The 16,053-nt window shown below is 72.0% G+C and carries 12 protein-coding genes; 9 read left to right on the plus strand and 3 right to left on the minus strand.

Going from position 1 to position 16,053, the window contains the following annotated elements:
• Positions 1-9: 9 nt before the first annotated feature.
• A complete protein-coding gene (locus tag ACGFIW_RS23975) occupies positions 10-579 on the minus strand; it encodes a TetR/AcrR family transcriptional regulator (RefSeq protein WP_393319649.1) in 570 nt (189 codons plus the stop codon).
• Positions 580-659: 80 nt separating this feature from the next.
• Here ACGFIW_RS23975 and ACGFIW_RS23980 point away from each other — a divergent pair, with 80 nt between their 5' ends.
• The 6 genes from ACGFIW_RS23980 to ACGFIW_RS24005 all read left to right on the plus strand — a co-directional run bounded on the left by ACGFIW_RS23980 (position 660) and on the right by ACGFIW_RS24005 (position 8,869).
• Entirely contained in the window at positions 660-1,559 is a 900-nt protein-coding gene (locus ACGFIW_RS23980; protein WP_393319652.1) for an alpha/beta fold hydrolase, read from the plus strand.
• 350 nt (positions 1,560-1,909) lie between these two features.
• Positions 1,910-3,328 carry a PQQ-binding-like beta-propeller repeat protein gene (locus ACGFIW_RS23985; protein ID WP_393319655.1) on the plus strand — a complete coding sequence of 473 codons (1,419 nt, stop codon included), beginning with the start codon at positions 1,910-1,912 and terminating at the stop codon, positions 3,326-3,328.
• A gap of 82 nt (positions 3,329-3,410) precedes the next feature.
• Positions 3,411-4,514, plus strand: coding sequence for an endonuclease domain-containing protein (locus tag ACGFIW_RS23990; protein ID WP_393319658.1), 1,104 nt, complete (start codon positions 3,411-3,413; stop codon positions 4,512-4,514).
• On the plus strand, positions 4,511-5,200 hold the full coding sequence (locus ACGFIW_RS23995; RefSeq protein WP_393319660.1) for a hypothetical protein: 690 nt from the start codon (positions 4,511-4,513) through the stop codon (positions 5,198-5,200). Before ACGFIW_RS23990 ends, ACGFIW_RS23995 begins: the two co-directional genes overlap by 4 nt.
• Positions 5,197-8,526 (plus strand): ATP-binding protein, encoded by a 3,330-nt coding sequence (locus tag ACGFIW_RS24000; protein WP_393319663.1) that lies wholly within the window; start codon positions 5,197-5,199, stop codon positions 8,524-8,526. Before ACGFIW_RS23995 ends, ACGFIW_RS24000 begins: the two co-directional genes overlap by 4 nt.
• Positions 8,527-8,536: 10 nt before the next feature.
• A complete protein-coding gene (locus ACGFIW_RS24005) occupies positions 8,537-8,869 on the plus strand; it encodes a putative quinol monooxygenase (RefSeq protein WP_393319666.1) in 333 nt (110 codons plus the stop codon).
• A gap of 147 nt (positions 8,870-9,016) precedes the next feature.
• Here the strand turns inward: ACGFIW_RS24005 and pdxY are convergent, their stop codons facing one another.
• Entirely contained in the window at positions 9,017-9,868 is an 852-nt protein-coding gene (pdxY, locus tag ACGFIW_RS24010; RefSeq protein WP_393319668.1) for a pyridoxal kinase PdxY, read from the minus strand.
• Positions 9,869-10,005: 137 nt separating this feature from the next.
• Positions 10,006-10,800 carry a S1 family peptidase gene (locus tag ACGFIW_RS24015; RefSeq protein ID WP_393319671.1) on the minus strand — a complete coding sequence of 265 codons (795 nt, stop codon included), beginning with the start codon at positions 10,798-10,800 and terminating at the stop codon, positions 10,006-10,008.
• Positions 10,801-11,166: 366 nt separating this feature from the next.
• Here ACGFIW_RS24015 and ACGFIW_RS24020 point away from each other — a divergent pair, with 366 nt between their 5' ends.
• The 3 genes from ACGFIW_RS24020 to ACGFIW_RS24030 all read left to right on the plus strand — a co-directional run bounded on the left by ACGFIW_RS24020 (position 11,167) and on the right by ACGFIW_RS24030 (position 16,036).
• Positions 11,167-13,521: an AbfB domain-containing protein gene (locus ACGFIW_RS24020; protein ID WP_393319674.1), complete on the plus strand. Its 2,355-nt coding sequence runs from the start codon at positions 11,167-11,169 to the stop codon at positions 13,519-13,521.
• A gap of 503 nt (positions 13,522-14,024) precedes the next feature.
• Positions 14,025-15,305, plus strand: coding sequence for a cytochrome P450 (locus tag ACGFIW_RS24025; RefSeq protein WP_393319677.1), 1,281 nt, complete (start codon positions 14,025-14,027; stop codon positions 15,303-15,305).
• A 248-nt stretch (positions 15,306-15,553) separates the two neighbouring features.
• Positions 15,554-16,036, plus strand: coding sequence for a helix-turn-helix transcriptional regulator (locus ACGFIW_RS24030; RefSeq protein WP_393319681.1), 483 nt, complete (start codon positions 15,554-15,556; stop codon positions 16,034-16,036).
• Positions 16,037-16,053: the final 17 nt, after the last annotated feature.

Consider the following 16,053-nt stretch of genomic DNA (forward strand, 5'->3'; position numbering starts at 1 on the left):
CTGGCGGCCCTAGTGCGGGGTACGCGCGGCGGCCGCGGCGACGGTCGCCAGGTCTTCGCTCGAGAAGCCGGCGCGGCTCAGCACCGCCAGGGACTTGTTCGTCGCCAGCGTGCACAACGCCAGCTCGGCCGCCTCCTGCTCACCGGCCCCCGCCGCCACCAATGCCTGCTCCAGCATCGCCCGCAAGCCGTCGATCATGGTGCGGACCATCGCCTGGCCCTCCGCGTCGAGGGCCGGGAACTGCGTTGCCGACACCGTGAGCAGGCAGCCATCCGGGACCGTCGGGTCGGCGATGCGGTTCAGCGTCACCTGTAGGTAGGCCGCCACAACGGCGCTCGGGCTCGGGTGGGGGCCGGACAGGGCCTGGTCGTACAGCGGGTGGTAGGTCTGCGCGTACCGTTGGAGGCTTTTCCGGAAGAGGGTGCCCTTGTCGCCGAAGGTGCCGTAGAGCGAGCTGCGGCCCAGGCCCGTGCCCTCGGTCAGGCGGTCGATCGAGGCCTCCGAATAGCCCCAGCGCCAGAAGACGTGCATCGCCCGTCGTAGCGCCTCGTCCACGTCGAACTGCTTACGGCCCGCCATGGTTGGTCAGTCTACACATCTTGTAACGATCGTTCCACACATCTTGTACCGGTCGTTCCAAGATGGGTATGGTCGCCGGCATGACAGACCTGAGTTCGCTGCGGCTACCCGACGGGTTCACCGACGTCTTCACGAGCAGGTTCGTGGAGGTGGACGGGCTGCGCCTGCACGCGGTCACCGGTGGGGACGGCCCGCCGCTGCTGCTGGTCGGCGGGTGGCCCCAGACCTGGTACGCCTGGCGGGAGGTGATGCCCGCGCTCGCCCGCGAGCACACCGTCGTCGCTGTCGACTCGCGCGGTGCCGGGCTCTCCGACAAGCCCGACGACGGATACGACGCCGGCACCCTCGCCGCCGACCTGGTCGCGCTGATGGCCGCGCTCGGGCACGACCGGTTCGACGTGGTCGGCCACGACATCGGCATGTGGACCGGATACGCCCTCGCCGCCGATCACCCCGAGCGGGTGAGCCGGCTCGCCGTCGTCGACGCCATCATCCCCGGCCTCACGCCGACCCCGTCGGTCTTCAGCCCGGCCGCGGTCAACCAGCGGCTCTGGCACTTCGGTTTCAACCGGCTCACCGACCTCAACGAGGAGCTGGTCCGGGGGCGGGAACGGCTCTTCTTCGGCCACCAGTTCGCCAAGAAGGCAGCCACCCCGGACGCGATCGGAGCGTACGCCGTCGACGTCTACGTCGACGCGATCGTCGCGGACCCTCGCGGGCTGCGGGCGAGCTTCGCCTACTACCGGGCGCTGGACGACACGATCGCGCAGAACGAGCAGCGCAGGAAGATCCGGCTCACGCTGCCGGTCCTCGCCATCGGCGGCGCGCGGTACAGCGGCCCGGCGACCGCCGAGACGATGCGGCTGGTTGCCGACGACGTCACCGGGGTGGTCGTCGACGACTGCGGCCACTACGTGGCCGAGGAGCAGCCGGCGCGGTTCACCGAGATCCTGGCGGACTTCCTCGGCCAGAGACAGTGAGCCGGAAGCCGATTGTGGTCAGGGCATGAGCCCTCCCCGATGCGACACACCCTCGCACCGGGGAGGACAGCCCGCACGGCCTCTTCTCCCCCGACTTCCCGCCCGCGCTCACCGCCGACCCCGGCGACATCGTCACCTACCGCCCCCTGGGCTGCTGGTGGTCCGCCCGGCCCGCACCCCGGTCAGCCGCTGGTCGGTCCGGCCGCGGTCCGCGGTGCGCGCGCCGGCCAGAGCCTCGCGGTACGCATCGACGCGCCGGACGCCGATTGTGTCGGTGGCGGCCGTTAGCGTGTGGGCACTGTCGCCGCGCCGGCCCGCTCAGGCCGGTCGCTGACCCCTCGGAGGCCCCCATGTCCCAGGAGACGACCTACCTCGAACTGTCCGAAGTGGACGGTGCGCACAAGTTTTACGAGGTCATCGTCGACAACGCCACACTGACCGTGCGCTACGGCCGGATCGGCGACCAGGGGCAGGTCAAGGCCAGCGCCTACCCGGACAACGCGCGGGCCCGCGCGGCCGCGGCGAAGAAGATCGGGGAGAAGGTCCGTAAGGGATACGCTCCGGCGGTTCCGGGAGTCCGCCAGAAGCGCGCCGTCTCCCGGCGGCAGATCGTCAGCACCCGCTCCACCGCCCGCACCGCCCCGGTGCTCTGGCGCTACGACTCCGGCGCCCCCGCCTTCGGCATCTTCGTCGACGGGCAGCACTGCATGGTCGGCAACGAACACGGCGTGATCACCACCCTCGACCACGACGCCCGGGTGCGCGGCCAGGTCCGCCTTCCGGACGGGGTGAAGTGCATCGTCGCCGACGACGCCTGGGTCTACGCGGGCTGCGACGACGGCAACGTCTACGACCTCTCCGGCAAGGTGCCCCGTGTGGCGTACGCGATCGCCCCGGAAATCGACATCTACTGGCTCGACATCCACGACGGTGTCCTCGGCGTCTCGGACGCCGACGGCGGGATCACCGCCGTCGACCACGAGGACGAGTTCCTCTGGCGCAGGCCCGGGCGGGGGCGGTCGGCCTGGATGGTGCGGTGCGACAACGACGCCGTCTACCACGGCCATTCGCGGGGCGTGACCGGCTACGAGTGGCGTACCGGTCGCGAGTTGTGGCACACGACCACCGGCTCGGTGCTCTTCGGCTGGCAGGAGCACGGCAGCGTGTTCGCCGGGACCAGCACCCGCGAGGTGGTGCGGCTGTCCAAGGCCGGTCGACCCGAACGCAGCTACCGGTGCGACGCCCCGGTGTTCTCCTGTGCCACGGCCGAGGGCGGCCGCTACGTCTTCGCCGGTGACAGCCAGTCCTCGATCTACTGCTTCGACGCCTCGGGCACCCGCCTGTGGAAGCTCGGCACCGGCTGCGGCTCGGCATACTCCATGCAGTACCACGACGACCGGCTCTACGTCGTCACCACCGGCGGCCACCTGGCCTGCATCGACGCGAGCGAGCCGGCGATCCGGGCGGCCCAGGCCGGCGACGTCCCCGAGGTCCGCGACGTCAAGGCCCCGCGCCAGGCACCACTGCCGGTCGAGCCGACGATCGTCGAGGTGACGAGCGACTCGGGTGCGGGCGTGGTGGTGCAGTGCCTGGACGACCGGGGTCGGCTGCGGGTGCAGGTGCTCTCCGACGGCTACCGCCGCGACTGGAGCGTGCAGTTTCCCAAGGGGATCCGCGAGCCGGGCGCCCGCTATCTGGTGACCGAGGTCCGCGAGTCCAGCCGGGGTGGGTTCTACCGGGCGTTCGGCGACATCCGCCGCCTGCGCTGAGCCGACCACCGCCGCGTCCGCGGCAGGGCGGGCGGCATCGACGGGGCACCCGTCGGGTCTGCCGGTATCATAGGGTGCCGGCATGGCCCACCCCGTCCGAGCCGACGGCGAGGCCGACCGGGCCTGGTGGGCCGCCCCGCCCACGCGGCGGGTCAGTCACCTGCCGGCCGTCGATCCCGAGGTGCTGCGGGTGGCACTCGACCCGTTGCCGCCAACGGCACCGGCGGTCGTGCACTACCGGCCCACGGCTGTGGGTTCGCTCGGCGCCCTCGTGGCCGACCTCCTCGACCACCTGGACACCGCGGCCCGCGCGATGTTCCCCGGTTGGCTGCCCGACGCCCGCCGCCTTGAGGCCGAGGGCACGCTCGGTGCGGCGGCGGTGCGCGCCCTCGCGGCCCGTACCGCCGCCCGCTCCCGCCACTTCGGTCCGTTTCTCGCGGACCTCGCCGAGCGTGCGCTGCGCGGTCCGCGCCAGCCCGTCGGCCGGTCCCGCTTCGCCCCGGGGGTACGCGCCGCCGGGCTCACCCGGGTGATCGCCGAGGCGTACGACCGGGAGGGTTGCGTCCTCGTCATCGCCCTGCCCGACCTGGGCGAGGATGCCGAGCGGGCGCTCGTGGCCGCCGCCGAGTGGTTCGTGCGGCACGGCGGCTGCACGGTGTGGTTGGCCGGCGGGCCCCTGCGCCACGCCGACCGGGTGCGGTCGGTGCCGATCCAGGTGCCGGCGCGGTTCACCGACCTGGCCGGCACGACCGACCCGCCTGCGGCCACGGCCGCCGAGCAGGCGACGACGGTGCTGGCCTGGCCGCCGATCGCGGGCCGGCCGCGCGGCGACAGCGCTGCCGAGCAGGCACTGGAACGCGCGCTCGCACCACACGACTGGGCGCGGGGCCGGCGGTGGAACCACACCTACGAGTGGCACGTGCTGGGCACGTCGTACCGGCTGGATCTCTTTTGGCCCGTCGAGGGTCTTGCGGTCGAGGTGGACGGCCCGGAGCATCGTGGGCGAATCACTTTCGCCAACGATCGGCGGAGGGACGTGCAGTTGCAACTCCTCGGGCTGGACGTGCTCCGCTTCACCAACGAGCAGGTGCTCACCGACGCGCCGGCGGTGGTCGACGGGATCCGTCGGCTGCTGGCCCGGCGACGCGCGGGCGGCACGCACCCCCACGGAGATGAGAGATCATGACCAGCCCGGCGGACGTCCCGCACCTGACGCCGAACCAGATCAACGCCCTCGTGGTGCTGATGGTGGAAGCGCGCAGACTCACCAACACCGAGCTGAACGAGCTGGCCGGTTTCACGCTCACCGGTAAGGACAACAAGAAGCTCGTCGACCTGGGCCTGGTCGAGACCGATCGGACAACCCGCCCGTTCGCCCACGAGCTGACCGAGGAGGGTTGGCGGGTGGTCCGGCACCTGCACCTCAGCACTCCGCCGAAGTCGGGCCGCTCCACGACCCGGTCACTGTTCGTCGTGCTGTCCAACCTGCACCGTTCGCTGGACCGGCTCCGGGTCAGCCACGGCGACTTCTTCAAGCAGACCGACGCCACCGCCCCGGCGACAGGTGCGCCTCGCCAGGAGGCACCGGCCACGGCGACCGTGACCGCGACGGACGTGGAGGCGCTGGTTCGGACGGCGTACCGGGAGCTGGCGACCGCGCCGGGCGCGTGGGTCAGCCTCGCCGACGTGCGGGACCGGCTCGCGGACACCGACCGGTCCTCCCTGGACGCCGTGCTGCGGACGATGGTCGGCCGGGAGGACGTCCGCATCATCCCGGTGGCGAACACCAAGTCGCTGACCGCACGGGACCGTGCCGCGGCCGTCCGCATCGGGAACGAGGACAACCACGCCCTGGCGATCGGCCCCACATGATCTCCGACGACCAGCGGGGCGCGCTGGAGGCGGTGAGTCTCAACCCGGCGGTCACCCCGGACGACGTCTGGCGACCCAGCCCGCACAACGTGCCGGAGCTGCACGAGAAGGTGGTCGCGGAGATCCTGCGCGGGGTGGCACGGGCCCGCACCGACGACACGAGCATGCCGCTCGGCGTGGCCATGCAGGGCCGCGCGGGCGCCGGCAAGACGCACCTGCTCGGGGCGGTCCGCGAACGGATCCAGCGTGAGGGCGGCTACTTCTTCCTGGTCGACATGGTCAGTGGCAAGACGTTCTGGGAGAGCGTCGCCCTGGCCCTGGTGGAGGGGTTGGGCCGCGCCCACGTCGGCTGGGGCACCCAGCTGACGACGTTCCTGCGCCGCCTCACCCCCCAGCTCGGCCTGCCGGTGGAGGTCCGCGACGCGGTCGCCGGCGCCACACCGGTGACCCGTGCACAGCTCGACGTCTTCATCCGGGCACTGCGCGAGCGCGACCGGGAGGTGGGGCGGGACGCCCAGGACACCGCTCGGGCGCTCGTCCTGCACGGGGCCGTCGACTTCGAGGCCCAGGACGTGGGATACGCCCACCTGATCTCCGAACCGGGAGACCCGGCCGCGCGGGCGGCGTGGGGGTTGAGCGCCGCCACCCGCGCCCCGCAGCAGATCGTGCAGGACATCTCCCGACTGATGGCCCTGACCCTGGACCCCACGGTCATCGCCGTGGACCAGCTCGACACCCTGTTCGCCCAGACCAGCACCTCGATGCTGCACCAGTACGAGGGGCTGGAGGACGGCCAGGCCAAGGTGCTCGGCCCGATCGCCGACGGCCTACTCAAACTCCGCGACATCACCCGCCGCACGCTCGTCGTCGTCTCCTGCCTGCCGGACACGTGGGTCCTGCTGACACGTACGGCGCCCACTCCGGTCGGTGACCGGTTCCGCGCGGCGACCCTGCCGGACCGGATCCCCACCCCGCAGATCGGGCACGCGATCGTGGCGAAGCGCCTCGCCGCCGCGTTCGCGGGTCCGCGCTTCGTCCCACCCCACCCCACCTGGCCGATCGCCCCGGCCGCCTTCGCCGACGCACCCACCCTGACACCACGCGCCCTGCTGCGTCGGGTGGACCGCCATGTCGCCTGGTGTCGCGACCGCGACGAGGTGGTCGAACTCGACAGGCTCATCGACGGCTCCGACTCGACGCCGACGGCGCCCACCGCGCGCACCGCGACGGGCGACCCGACGACGGACGAGCGCCGCCTGCGCGAGTTGGACGCACGGTTCGCCGAGCTGGTCGAGGCCGCGGACGTGTCGGCCGCCGTCGACCCGGCGCGCGAGGACGCGCACATGCCACCGCTGCTCGCCGCCGGCCTGGCCGCCTGGATTGCCGAGCAGGCGCCGACCGGTGCCACCTACAAGTACGATCCGCCGCCGGGGCGCAAGCCCGCGCTGCACGGGCGGCTGATCGAGGTGCTCGACGAGGCCACCGAGAACGAGGCGCACTGGTGCTTCCGGGCCATCGCGCACCCCAACGCCATCGCCGTGACCGCCCGGGTCAAGGCCGCGTGCACACTCGCCGGACTCGACCGGGACCTGCCCCAACGGCGGCTGATCCTGCTGCGCAACGGCGGATGGCCGACCGGGAGGCGTACCACCGAGGTGTTGGCCGGTTTCGACGCGGCCGGCGGCCTGCGGCGCGCGGTGCCGGAGGCGGACCTGCGGGTCTTCGCGGCACTGCGGGTGCTGGCGACCGAGCCGTCCACGGCCTTGCAGGAGTGGTTGGTGGCCCGTCGTCCGGCCAGCGGCACCGAGCTGTTCCGGGCGGTCCTGCCCGGCCCCGAGCGGCCCCGCGACGGCGGGCCGCCGGCACCTCCCGACGACGGGGTGCCGCCGCCGGGCGACGCCGGAACGCCGCCGCCGCACGACTCCGGGGCGACGTCGGACCAGGTCGGGACGTCGTCGAGCGACGCCGGGACTCCGGCGGGTGGTGCTGGTCCGACAGGTGGGCCGGCCGCCGACGGGGTCGGTGGCCCGTCGACCGGCCACGCCGCCGTGGCCGTGCCCGCCGACGAGGTCGACTCCGTGGCCGACGCCGGCGCTCGGGCCATCGGGTTGGGGCGGACCGTCGACGGCGGCCACCCGTTCACGGTGCCCCTGGAGTCGTTGCGCCGACACACCGTCGTGTTCGCCGGGTCCGGTTCGGGCAAGACGGTGCTGATCCGTCGACTGGTCGAGGAGTGCGCCCGCGAGGGTGTCTCCGCGATCGTGCTCGACCCCAACAACGACCTCGCCCGGCTCGGTGACGCGTGGCCCGCGGCGCCGAGCGGCTGGGGTCCCGGCGACGCCGAACGAGCCGCCGACTACCTCGCACACACCGAGGTGGTGGTGTGGACGCCCCGGGTCACCGCCGGCCGGCCGCTGAGCTTCCAACCGCTGCCCGACTTCACCTCACTGCGGGACTGGCCCGACGAGTTCGACCAGGCGGTCCGCTCGGCCGTGGAGGCACTCGCGCCACGGGCCGGCGTGGACCGGTCGAGCAGACTCGCCCAGCAGGGCAAGGCCGTCCTCACCGAGGCCCTCCAGGCGTACGCGCGAAGCGGGATGGTGGGCCTGCCCGGCTTCACCGAGTTCCTCACCGACCTGCCCGAGGGGGTCAGCCGGCTGGCCCGTGCCGGCAAGCTCGCCGAGGAGTTGGCCGAGGCGCTCAAGGCGGCGATGGTCACCGACCCGCTCTTCGGTGGGGTCGGTGCGCCGGCCGATCCGGGGCTGCTGCTGACTCCCTCTCCGGGTCGGCGGGCCCGGGTGTCGGTGATCAGCTTCGTCGGCCTCACGTCCGAGCACCAGCGGCAGAGCTTCGTCAACCAGTTGCAGATGGCGCTCTTCGCGTGGATCAAACGACACCCCGCCGGTGATCGACCGCTTGGTGGGCTGTTCGTGATGGACGAGGCGCAGACGCTCGCGCCGTCGACCGGCACCACGGCGTGCACCGCCAGCTCGATCGCGCTCGCCTCGCAGGCCCGCAAGTACGGGCTCGGGTTGGTCTTCGCCACCCAGGCGCCCAAGGGTCTGCACAACCAGATCTCCGGCAACGCGACGACGCAGTTCTTCGGGCTGCTCAACGCGCCCGCGCAGATCGACGCGGCCCGGCAGCTCGCCGAGGCCAAGGGCGGGCGACTTGCGGACATCGGCCTGCTCAACAGCGGCGAGTTCTACGCCGCGGGCGAGGGGTTCTCGTTCGTCAAGGTCCGTACCCCGTTGTGTCTGACCCACCACCCGAAGGCCCCGTTGACCCCCGAGGAGGTCGTCGCACGCGCCCGTCCGGCTGACTAGCCTGGGGGCCATGATCTTCATTACCGCCAAGTTCCGGGTCCGGCCCGAGCACGCCGACCGGTGGCCGCAGATCGCCGCCGAGTTCACCGCGGCGACCCGGGCCGAGCCGGGCTGCCTGTGGTTCGACTGGTCCCGCAGCGTGGACGACCCGACCGAGTACGTGCTGGTCGAGGCGTTCCGCGACGACCAGGCCGGCGCGGCCCACGTGCAGTCGGCCCACTTCCGCACGGCACAGGAGGCCCTGCCGCCGCACCTGGCCGAGACGCCGCGCATCGTGAACGCCACGGTGCCGCAGGAGGACTGGTCGCTCCTGGGCGAGATGGCCGTGCCCGAGAGCAACTGACCGCCGCTCGGGGCCCAGTCCCGGGCCACTGCCCGCCGGTGGCGGGCCGGCGCTCGCGGGCCACGGCCTGGGGCCGCCGCTGGTGCTGGTGCTGGTGCTGGCGGGGCACGGTCTGGGGCCGGCGCTGGCGTCTCGCGACCCGGCGGGTCAGCGCAGCCGGCGGGCGGCGAACCGGGCCGGCGGGTCGGCGATCACGTCCTGTGCGGCGATCAGCTGGATCTCCCGGGTGCCCGCCGCGAGGGTCGCCTCGAGGATGGCGAAGACGGAGCCGATGGTGCGTTCCAGTGCGGTCGCGGGTGCGCCGGTGGTGCACAGGTGTGCGAGGTACAACGCCGCGGTGACGTCGCCGCCACCGTTCGGGTTGATCGGCAGCAGCGGGGTGGTCACCGCCCAGGCGCCCTCGTCCGAGACGGCCGCCACCTCCAGCGAGCCCGGTGGCAGGTCGCCGTGCAGCACGCTTGTCACCAGGACGTGCCGGGGCCCCGTCGCGCGCACGACGTCGACCGCGTCGAGCACCTCGGCCAGCGAGGTCGTCGTCCGGCCGGCGAGGAAGTCCAACTCGAACTGGTTCGGGGTGATGATGTCCGCGCGCGGCACGACGGTGTCCCGCAGGTACTCCGGAATGCCCGGCCGGACGAACATCCCCCGCCCGACGTCACCCATGACCGGGTCGCAGCAGTACACCGCGGCCGGGTTGGTGGCCTTGACCTTCTCCACCGCGTCCAGGATCACCGCGCCCATGGCCGGGTCGCCCTGGTAGCCGGAGAGCACCGCGTCGGCGCTGCCCAGAACCCCACGGTCCGCGATGCCCGCGATCACCTCGGCCACGTCGGCCGCCGGCAGCATCGGCCCACGCCACGCGCCGTACCCGGTGTGGTTGGAGAAGTGCACGGTCAGGACGGGCCAGACCTCGTGACCGAGGCGTTGCAGCGGGAAGGCCGCCGCCGAGTTGCCGACGTGACCGTAGGCGACCGACGACTGGATGGACAGGATGTTCACCGGCCCATCATCGTCGCCGCGGTCGGCGCCGCACGCGCGGCCCGCCGAATCTGTCGGGTGGCCCACTCGCCGCCCACCCCGACGGCACGACGGGCGGCCCGGACATCGTCGTCCGGGCCGCCCGTCCGGTCGTCCGGTCAGCCGCCGAGGCTCGCCGCGGCGGAGGCGATCGACGAGGCGAAGTAGCTCACCTGGGTGTAGACGCCCGGGTAGTTGGGTCGGGCGCAGCCGTTGCCCCAGCTCACGATGCCGACCTGGATCCAGGCGTTGCCGGCGTCGCGGCGGAACATCGGGCCACCCGAGTCACCCTGACAGGTGTCCGTGCCGCCGCTGGCGTACCCGGCGCAGATCTCCTGGGCGGGGATGAGGTCGCCGCCGTAGTTGGCGTTGCAGGTGGAGTCGCTGACGAACGGCACGTTTGCCTTCAGCAGGTACCGCTGCTGGCCGCCGCCCTCCCGCGCGGCGCCCCACCCGGCGACGGTGAAGGTGCCGCTGTCGTACGCGGTCGTGGTGGCGATCGGCAGCGTGCTCAGCCCGGTGACCGGGGTGGCCAGCCGGATCAGCGCCCAGTCGCGGCCGGCGCCGTTGTAGCCGGGAGCCCGGTAGACGTAGTTGGACCGGACGGTGATCCGGCTCGACGACTGGAGGTCGACCGTCCCGAGCGTCGCGGTGATGCTGGTGTTGGTGCCGGTCGAGCCCACGCAGTGTGCCGCGGTGAGCACCAGCCGCGGGCTGTACAGCGCCCCGCCGCAACCCATCGAGAGTCGCACCATGAACGGGAACTCCCCCTGGGCGGCGGGGGTGCCGCCGACGACGTTCGGCGTCATGGGGTTGTCGGCCGCCGCGGCCGGTGCGGCGAGGGTGAGGCTGGCCGCGGTCAGCGCGGCCAACGCGGTGGCCAACAGGCCGGTGAGGGTACGCCAGCGAGCCATGCATTCCTCCGCATCAGGATGGCACGCCTCGTGAGCGCACCCGATTCGCGATAGCGGTCAGCATATTGAAAGACGTGGATTTGAAGGTCATCCTCTCTGAGTCGTACCACCGAGGCTATGGATCTCGCGGCGGCGCGTCGCCGAGCCCCGGCCGCCCGGCGCACGAGCGTTGACGACAGGGGCACCACGGCCCTATAACGGTGCACAAGCAGTGATGGATGCTGATGCGCGTGTCGACCTCGGCGCGTGGCCAGCCCACCGGCATCCGTCGATGACGCCGTCCCTCGTCAACGCTCCCCGATGCCCACCGCCCACGCGCTCCGGGCTTGGCTGCACCACCCGGGGCGACTCGTCCCCGGAGACGGCATGACACGACACGTCCCCATCCGCCCCGCCCTGCCGCTGCTACTCGTCATCGCCCTGGTCGCCGGCGTCCTCGCCGCGCCAGCCCCGCCGGCGCACGCCGCACCGGCCAAGACACCGCCACTGACCACCCCCTGGACCAGCCAGGCCCTGGCCGGCACGCCACTGCCGGAGTATCCGCGGCCACAGATGACCCGACCGGACTGGCTCAATCTCAACGGCGAGTGGCAGCTACGCCAGTCGGCCACCGACGACGCCCCGCAGTTCGGCACCAACCTGCCCGAGCGGGTCAACGTGCCCTTCCCGGTGGAGAGCGCCCTCTCCGGCATCCAGCGAGCCGCCAACGACAACCGCAACTACCTGTTCTACCGGCGCACCGTCACCATCCCGGCGAACTGGGCGGGCCGGCGGACCCTGCTGCACTTCGGGGCCGTCGACTGGCAGAGCACCGTCTGGGTCAACGGTGGCCGGGTCGGCGCACACACCGGCGGCTACGACGCCTTCACCTTCGACGTGACGCCCCAGCTCACCGCCGGGGTGAACGAGATCGTCGTCAAGGTCTGGGATCCGACCGACACCCGCCAGAACGGCAGCCTGCCCGCCATCGGCAAGCAGACCAAGACACCCAGCGGGATCTTCTACACCCCCAGCTCGGGCATCTGGCAGACGGTGTGGATGGAACCGGTGCCCGTCGCCTCCATCAGCAGCGTGGACGTCCGCCCGAATCTCGCCACCAACACCCTGCGGGTCCGGGTCTTCACCCGGGGCGAGGTGAGCGGCCACAGCGTGCTCGCCGAGGCCCTGAACGGCAGCACCGTGGTCGGATCGGCGGCCGGCGGTTTCACCGACTTCAGCGTGCCGGTGCCCAACGCGCGCCGCTGGTCGCCCGACGACCCGTTCCTCTACAACCTTCGGATCACGCTGCGTAACAGCGGTGGCGCCACGGTGGATCGGACGCTGCACTACTTCGGCATGCGGGAGATCACCACCGGCCTGGTCGGCGGCGTGCTGCGCCCCAAACTCAACGGCCAGTTCGTGTTCCAGGTCGGCACCCTCGACCAGGGCTTCTGGCCGGACGGGCTCTACACCGCGCCGACCGACGCCGCCCTCGCCTTCGACCTGCGCAAGCACAAGGATCTGGGCTTCAACATGGTGCGCAAACACATCAAGGTCGAGCCACAGCGCTGGTTCTACCACGCGGACCGGCTCGGCCTACTTGTCTGGCAGGACATCCCGTCGCTGACCGCACAGGACATCAACCCCACCGACGCCCAGCAGGCGCAGTTCGAGACCGAGGCACGTGAGATCGTCGACGAGCATCGCAGCTCGCCCGCCGTGATCGCGTACACGCCCTACAACGAGGGCTGGGGTGAACGATCCCTCGCCGACACCCGACGGGTCGCCCAGAACATCAAGAACCAGGATCCGACCCGCCTGGTCAACCCGCACAGCGGGCACAACTGCTGCCAGTCCCTCGGCAACCCCGGCAACGGCGACATCGACGACTGGCACGTCTACCTCGGACCGGACTCGCCCGTGCCGTCGAGCAGCCGGATCGCCGTGCTCGGCGAGTTCGGCGGCCTGGGTCTGCACACGCCGGGGCACGAGTACAGCCCGAGCGGCGGCTTCTTCGCCTACGAGTGGCAGAGCACGCCGACCGCGCTCACGGACCGCTACGTGGGGTTGGTGCAGGGCAGCCAGAACCTGATGCTGGGCAAGGGGTTGAGCGCCTCGATCTACACCGAGATCACCGACCTGGAGGGGGAGCTGAACGGGTTCCTCACCTACGACCGGCAGGTGGTCAAGATGGACCAGGCGCGGGTCCGCGCCGCCAACACCACCCTGATCAACGCGTCGAGGACGATCGGCAGTTCGGCGCCGGTCGCCCTGCCGGTCGACACCCGCCGGTCGTTGCAGGTGACCACGCCCGGCTTCACCGACCGTTACCTGCGCCACCGGGACAGCCTGGCCTACACCGACGTGGTCGACGCCGCGAGCCCCAGCCTGCTCAAGGCCGACGCCACCTACACGATCCGGGCCGGCCTGGCCGATGCCGGCTGCTACTCGTTCGAGTCGGTCAACTTTCCCGGGCAGTACCTGCGTCACCAGAACTCGCGGGTCCGCAACTCGCCGGACGACGGCTCGGCGCTCCTGCGTGCCGACGCCACCTGGTGCGCACGCGTCGGCCTGACCGGCACGGGCGTGTCGCTGGAGTCGTACAACTTCCGGGGCAGGTACCTGCGGCACTACGACTCGGAGATCTGGCTCAGCAACGGCACCGGCGGCGACGCGTACAACACGCCGACGTTGTGGACCGCCGACAGCACCTGGGCCCTCGCCACCCCGTGGGCACCCTGACCTCGTACGCGGCCGGGTCGTCACGGTAGGACGTCGCGGGGCGCGCCGGCACGGGTTGGCGCGCCCCGCGACGTGCGGCCGCCGTCGTCGGTACGACCGCACCCGCGGGAGCCGGCCACCGGACGCCGCGTCACCCGCCGTACCGGAGGTCGTTCTTCCGGTCAGGAGGCGGCGCGGGGGTCTATTCCACAGTCGGTCCTGGTCGGTTTGCGCGCTGGCCATCCCCGCTCGACTCGTCGTCGGCGACATCAGGACGGGGTGTCGACCGGGCCGGCCCGACGGCAAGGACCGCGCCGCAACTTGCACCCGGCCGACCCCGCCCGCCCATTGCAACACGCAATCACACCACCAATAAATAGATGGTGACCAATCTTGACTTGCGCGGCCACTCGGCGCACCGTAAAGAGCCTGAGGCAGATGAGCGCCATTATCGGCCCAACTGACGTGGATCGCCGAATGGGGGCGCTGCCGGTTTCCGCGCCGCGTTCACCAGGAGGCGTTCCATGCGGCTGAATCCGTTCACCGGGGCCTATCTCACCGATCCGGCAAGCATCTGGCGGCGTATTCTCGACGACCCCGACGGGGTGCACTACGCCGAGGATCTGGGCCTGTGGTTGATCAGCCGACACGCCGATGTCCGCCGCGCCCTCGCCGACGCAACGACGTTCGCCAACGCCCTCACCCTCGCCCCGGTCTACGAGGTGTGCCCGGCGGCGATGAACGTGCTCATGCGGCTCGACGCACCACCCACCACGGCCGCCGCGGACCCACCGGCACACCCCCGGACGCGCCGGGCCCTCCGGGCGGCCTTCGCGAGCACCGCCGAGCGCGTCGAGGCCGAGTACGGTGCGATCGTCCGGCGGCGGGTCGACGAGCTGGTGGCCCGGCTCGCCGCCCGCCAGGGTGAGCGGGTCGATCTGGTCGCGGAGCTCACCACCGAGCTTCCCCTGCTGGTGGTCCTGGACATCCTCGGGGTGCCCGATGCCGACATCGCGCGGATCCGGAGCTGGGCGGACGGTCAGATCGCCCTGCTCTGGGGGCAACCGGACGAGGCCGAGCAGGTGCGTCTGGCGCAGGGCCTCCTGGACTTCTGGCACTACTGCGAGGAGTTGGTCCGCCAGCGCGTGGACGGTGGACACCGGGGCGACGACTTCATCGGCCGCGCCCTGGCCTACCGGGATGGCGACGACACGGTGCTGACGGTGCCCGAGGTCGCGAGCCTGGCCTTCAACCTGCTGGTCGCGGGCCACGAAACCACCGCCGGCCTGCTCGCGCACGCTCTCGACCAGGCCCTGTCCCGTCCGCGGCACTGGTCGACGATCGCCGCGGACCCGGGGGCCGTCCCCGCGTTCGTCGCCGAGACGCTCCGGTTCGCGCCCGCCATCGACGGCTGGCTCCGGGTGACCAGCCGAGACGTCACGCTGGGATCGGTGACGATTCCCGCGGGGGCCCGCTGCCTGCTGTTGATCGGCGCGGCGAACCGTGACCCCGCGGTCTTCGCCGATCCGCAGAAGTTTCATCCACAACGGGCGGATGTGGGAAATCACCTGTCATTCGGCCACGGCCCCCATTTCTGTATCGGTGCGGGACTGGCGCGGCTTGAGGCCGAGATCGCCCTCACCAGGCTCGCCGAAACCATTCCCGGCCTACGGCTGGCTGCCGAACAACGGCGCTCATACAAGCCCAACGTCGCGCTTCGTTCGCACCACACACTGCTCGCGACCACCGATGTCACCGGGCCCGCCGACGTCCCGGCGGCGCCCGCCGAGGCCCGCGTCGCCTGACCGTGGACGGCGCGAACCACCACCTGCGCAGGGAGCGGGTACGCGACCGATCGCGTCGCCGGCCGCACCGGCGCGACTCGGCACGGGTCCGGGGGGCGTCTTTCGCGCTGTTCTCGACATCCGGGTCGGCGAACGTCTTCACACCCATCGCATCCTGGGTTAAGAATTGCCCCCTATGAATGTTCAGCTCATTGCCATATCCCGATCTGGCGTCCACTGCTGATTCCCGTAGCCGCGAAGGTGAGCGCATGGAGCACACGTCCCCGTCGAGCTCTGCGCACTCTGCGGCCAGTGAGCGGTTCCGCTGGGAGTTGCGCGACTGCCGCATCCAACGGGGCCTGACCCAACGGGCCCTGGCGGATCTGGTGCGGTTCAGCCGGGAGACTGTCGCGGCGGTCGAGTCGGGTCGCCGGTTCGGCAGCCACGAGTTCGCGCTGCGCTGCGACGACGTGCTCGGCACCGGCGGGCGGCTCGCGGCGCTGTGGCCGCAGGTGGCGGCCGAGCAGTTGGCGGCTGACGGCCGCCGTGGCCCGCGCGCCGCGGAGCCGGATTCGCTGGACCGGCCGGTGCCGCGCCAGCGTGCCCGGCGCGACGCGCGCGACCCGGCAGCCGTGGTGGACGCGATCGATGAGCTGCGGGAACTGATCGGTCAGGTGCTCAACGGGCCGGCCGACCCGGACGACACCCAGCGGCGGCACCCGCCGGCCGACCCCCTCGACGACAGGCGCTGACCCCACCCGCCCCGACC

This window comes from Micromonospora sp. NPDC048935 (assembly GCF_043197875.1).
Taxonomy (GTDB): domain Bacteria; phylum Actinomycetota; class Actinomycetes; order Mycobacteriales; family Micromonosporaceae; genus Micromonospora.

Coding starts and splice junctions, on each gene's coding strand:
- ACGFIW_RS23995 (WP_393319660.1), top strand. CDS start 4,511: ATGACCAGCCCGGCGGACGTCCCGCACCTGACGCCGAACCAGATCAAC.
- ACGFIW_RS23985 (WP_393319655.1), top strand. CDS start 1,910: ATGTCCCAGGAGACGACCTACCTCGAACTGTCCGAAGTGGACGGTGCG.
- ACGFIW_RS24020 (WP_393319674.1), top strand. CDS start 11,167: ATGACACGACACGTCCCCATCCGCCCCGCCCTGCCGCTGCTACTCGTC.
- ACGFIW_RS24030 (WP_393319681.1), top strand. CDS start 15,554: ATGGAGCACACGTCCCCGTCGAGCTCTGCGCACTCTGCGGCCAGTGAG.
- ACGFIW_RS23990 (WP_393319658.1), top strand. CDS start 3,411: ATGGCCCACCCCGTCCGAGCCGACGGCGAGGCCGACCGGGCCTGGTGG.
- ACGFIW_RS23975 (WP_393319649.1), bottom strand. CDS start 579: ATGGCGGGCCGTAAGCAGTTCGACGTGGACGAGGCGCTACGACGGGCG.
- ACGFIW_RS24025 (WP_393319677.1), top strand. CDS start 14,025: ATGCGGCTGAATCCGTTCACCGGGGCCTATCTCACCGATCCGGCAAGC.
- ACGFIW_RS24005 (WP_393319666.1), top strand. CDS start 8,537: ATGATCTTCATTACCGCCAAGTTCCGGGTCCGGCCCGAGCACGCCGAC.
- ACGFIW_RS24000 (WP_393319663.1), top strand. CDS start 5,197: ATGATCTCCGACGACCAGCGGGGCGCGCTGGAGGCGGTGAGTCTCAAC.
- ACGFIW_RS24015 (WP_393319671.1), bottom strand. CDS start 10,800: ATGGCTCGCTGGCGTACCCTCACCGGCCTGTTGGCCACCGCGTTGGCC.
- ACGFIW_RS23980 (WP_393319652.1), top strand. CDS start 660: ATGACAGACCTGAGTTCGCTGCGGCTACCCGACGGGTTCACCGACGTC.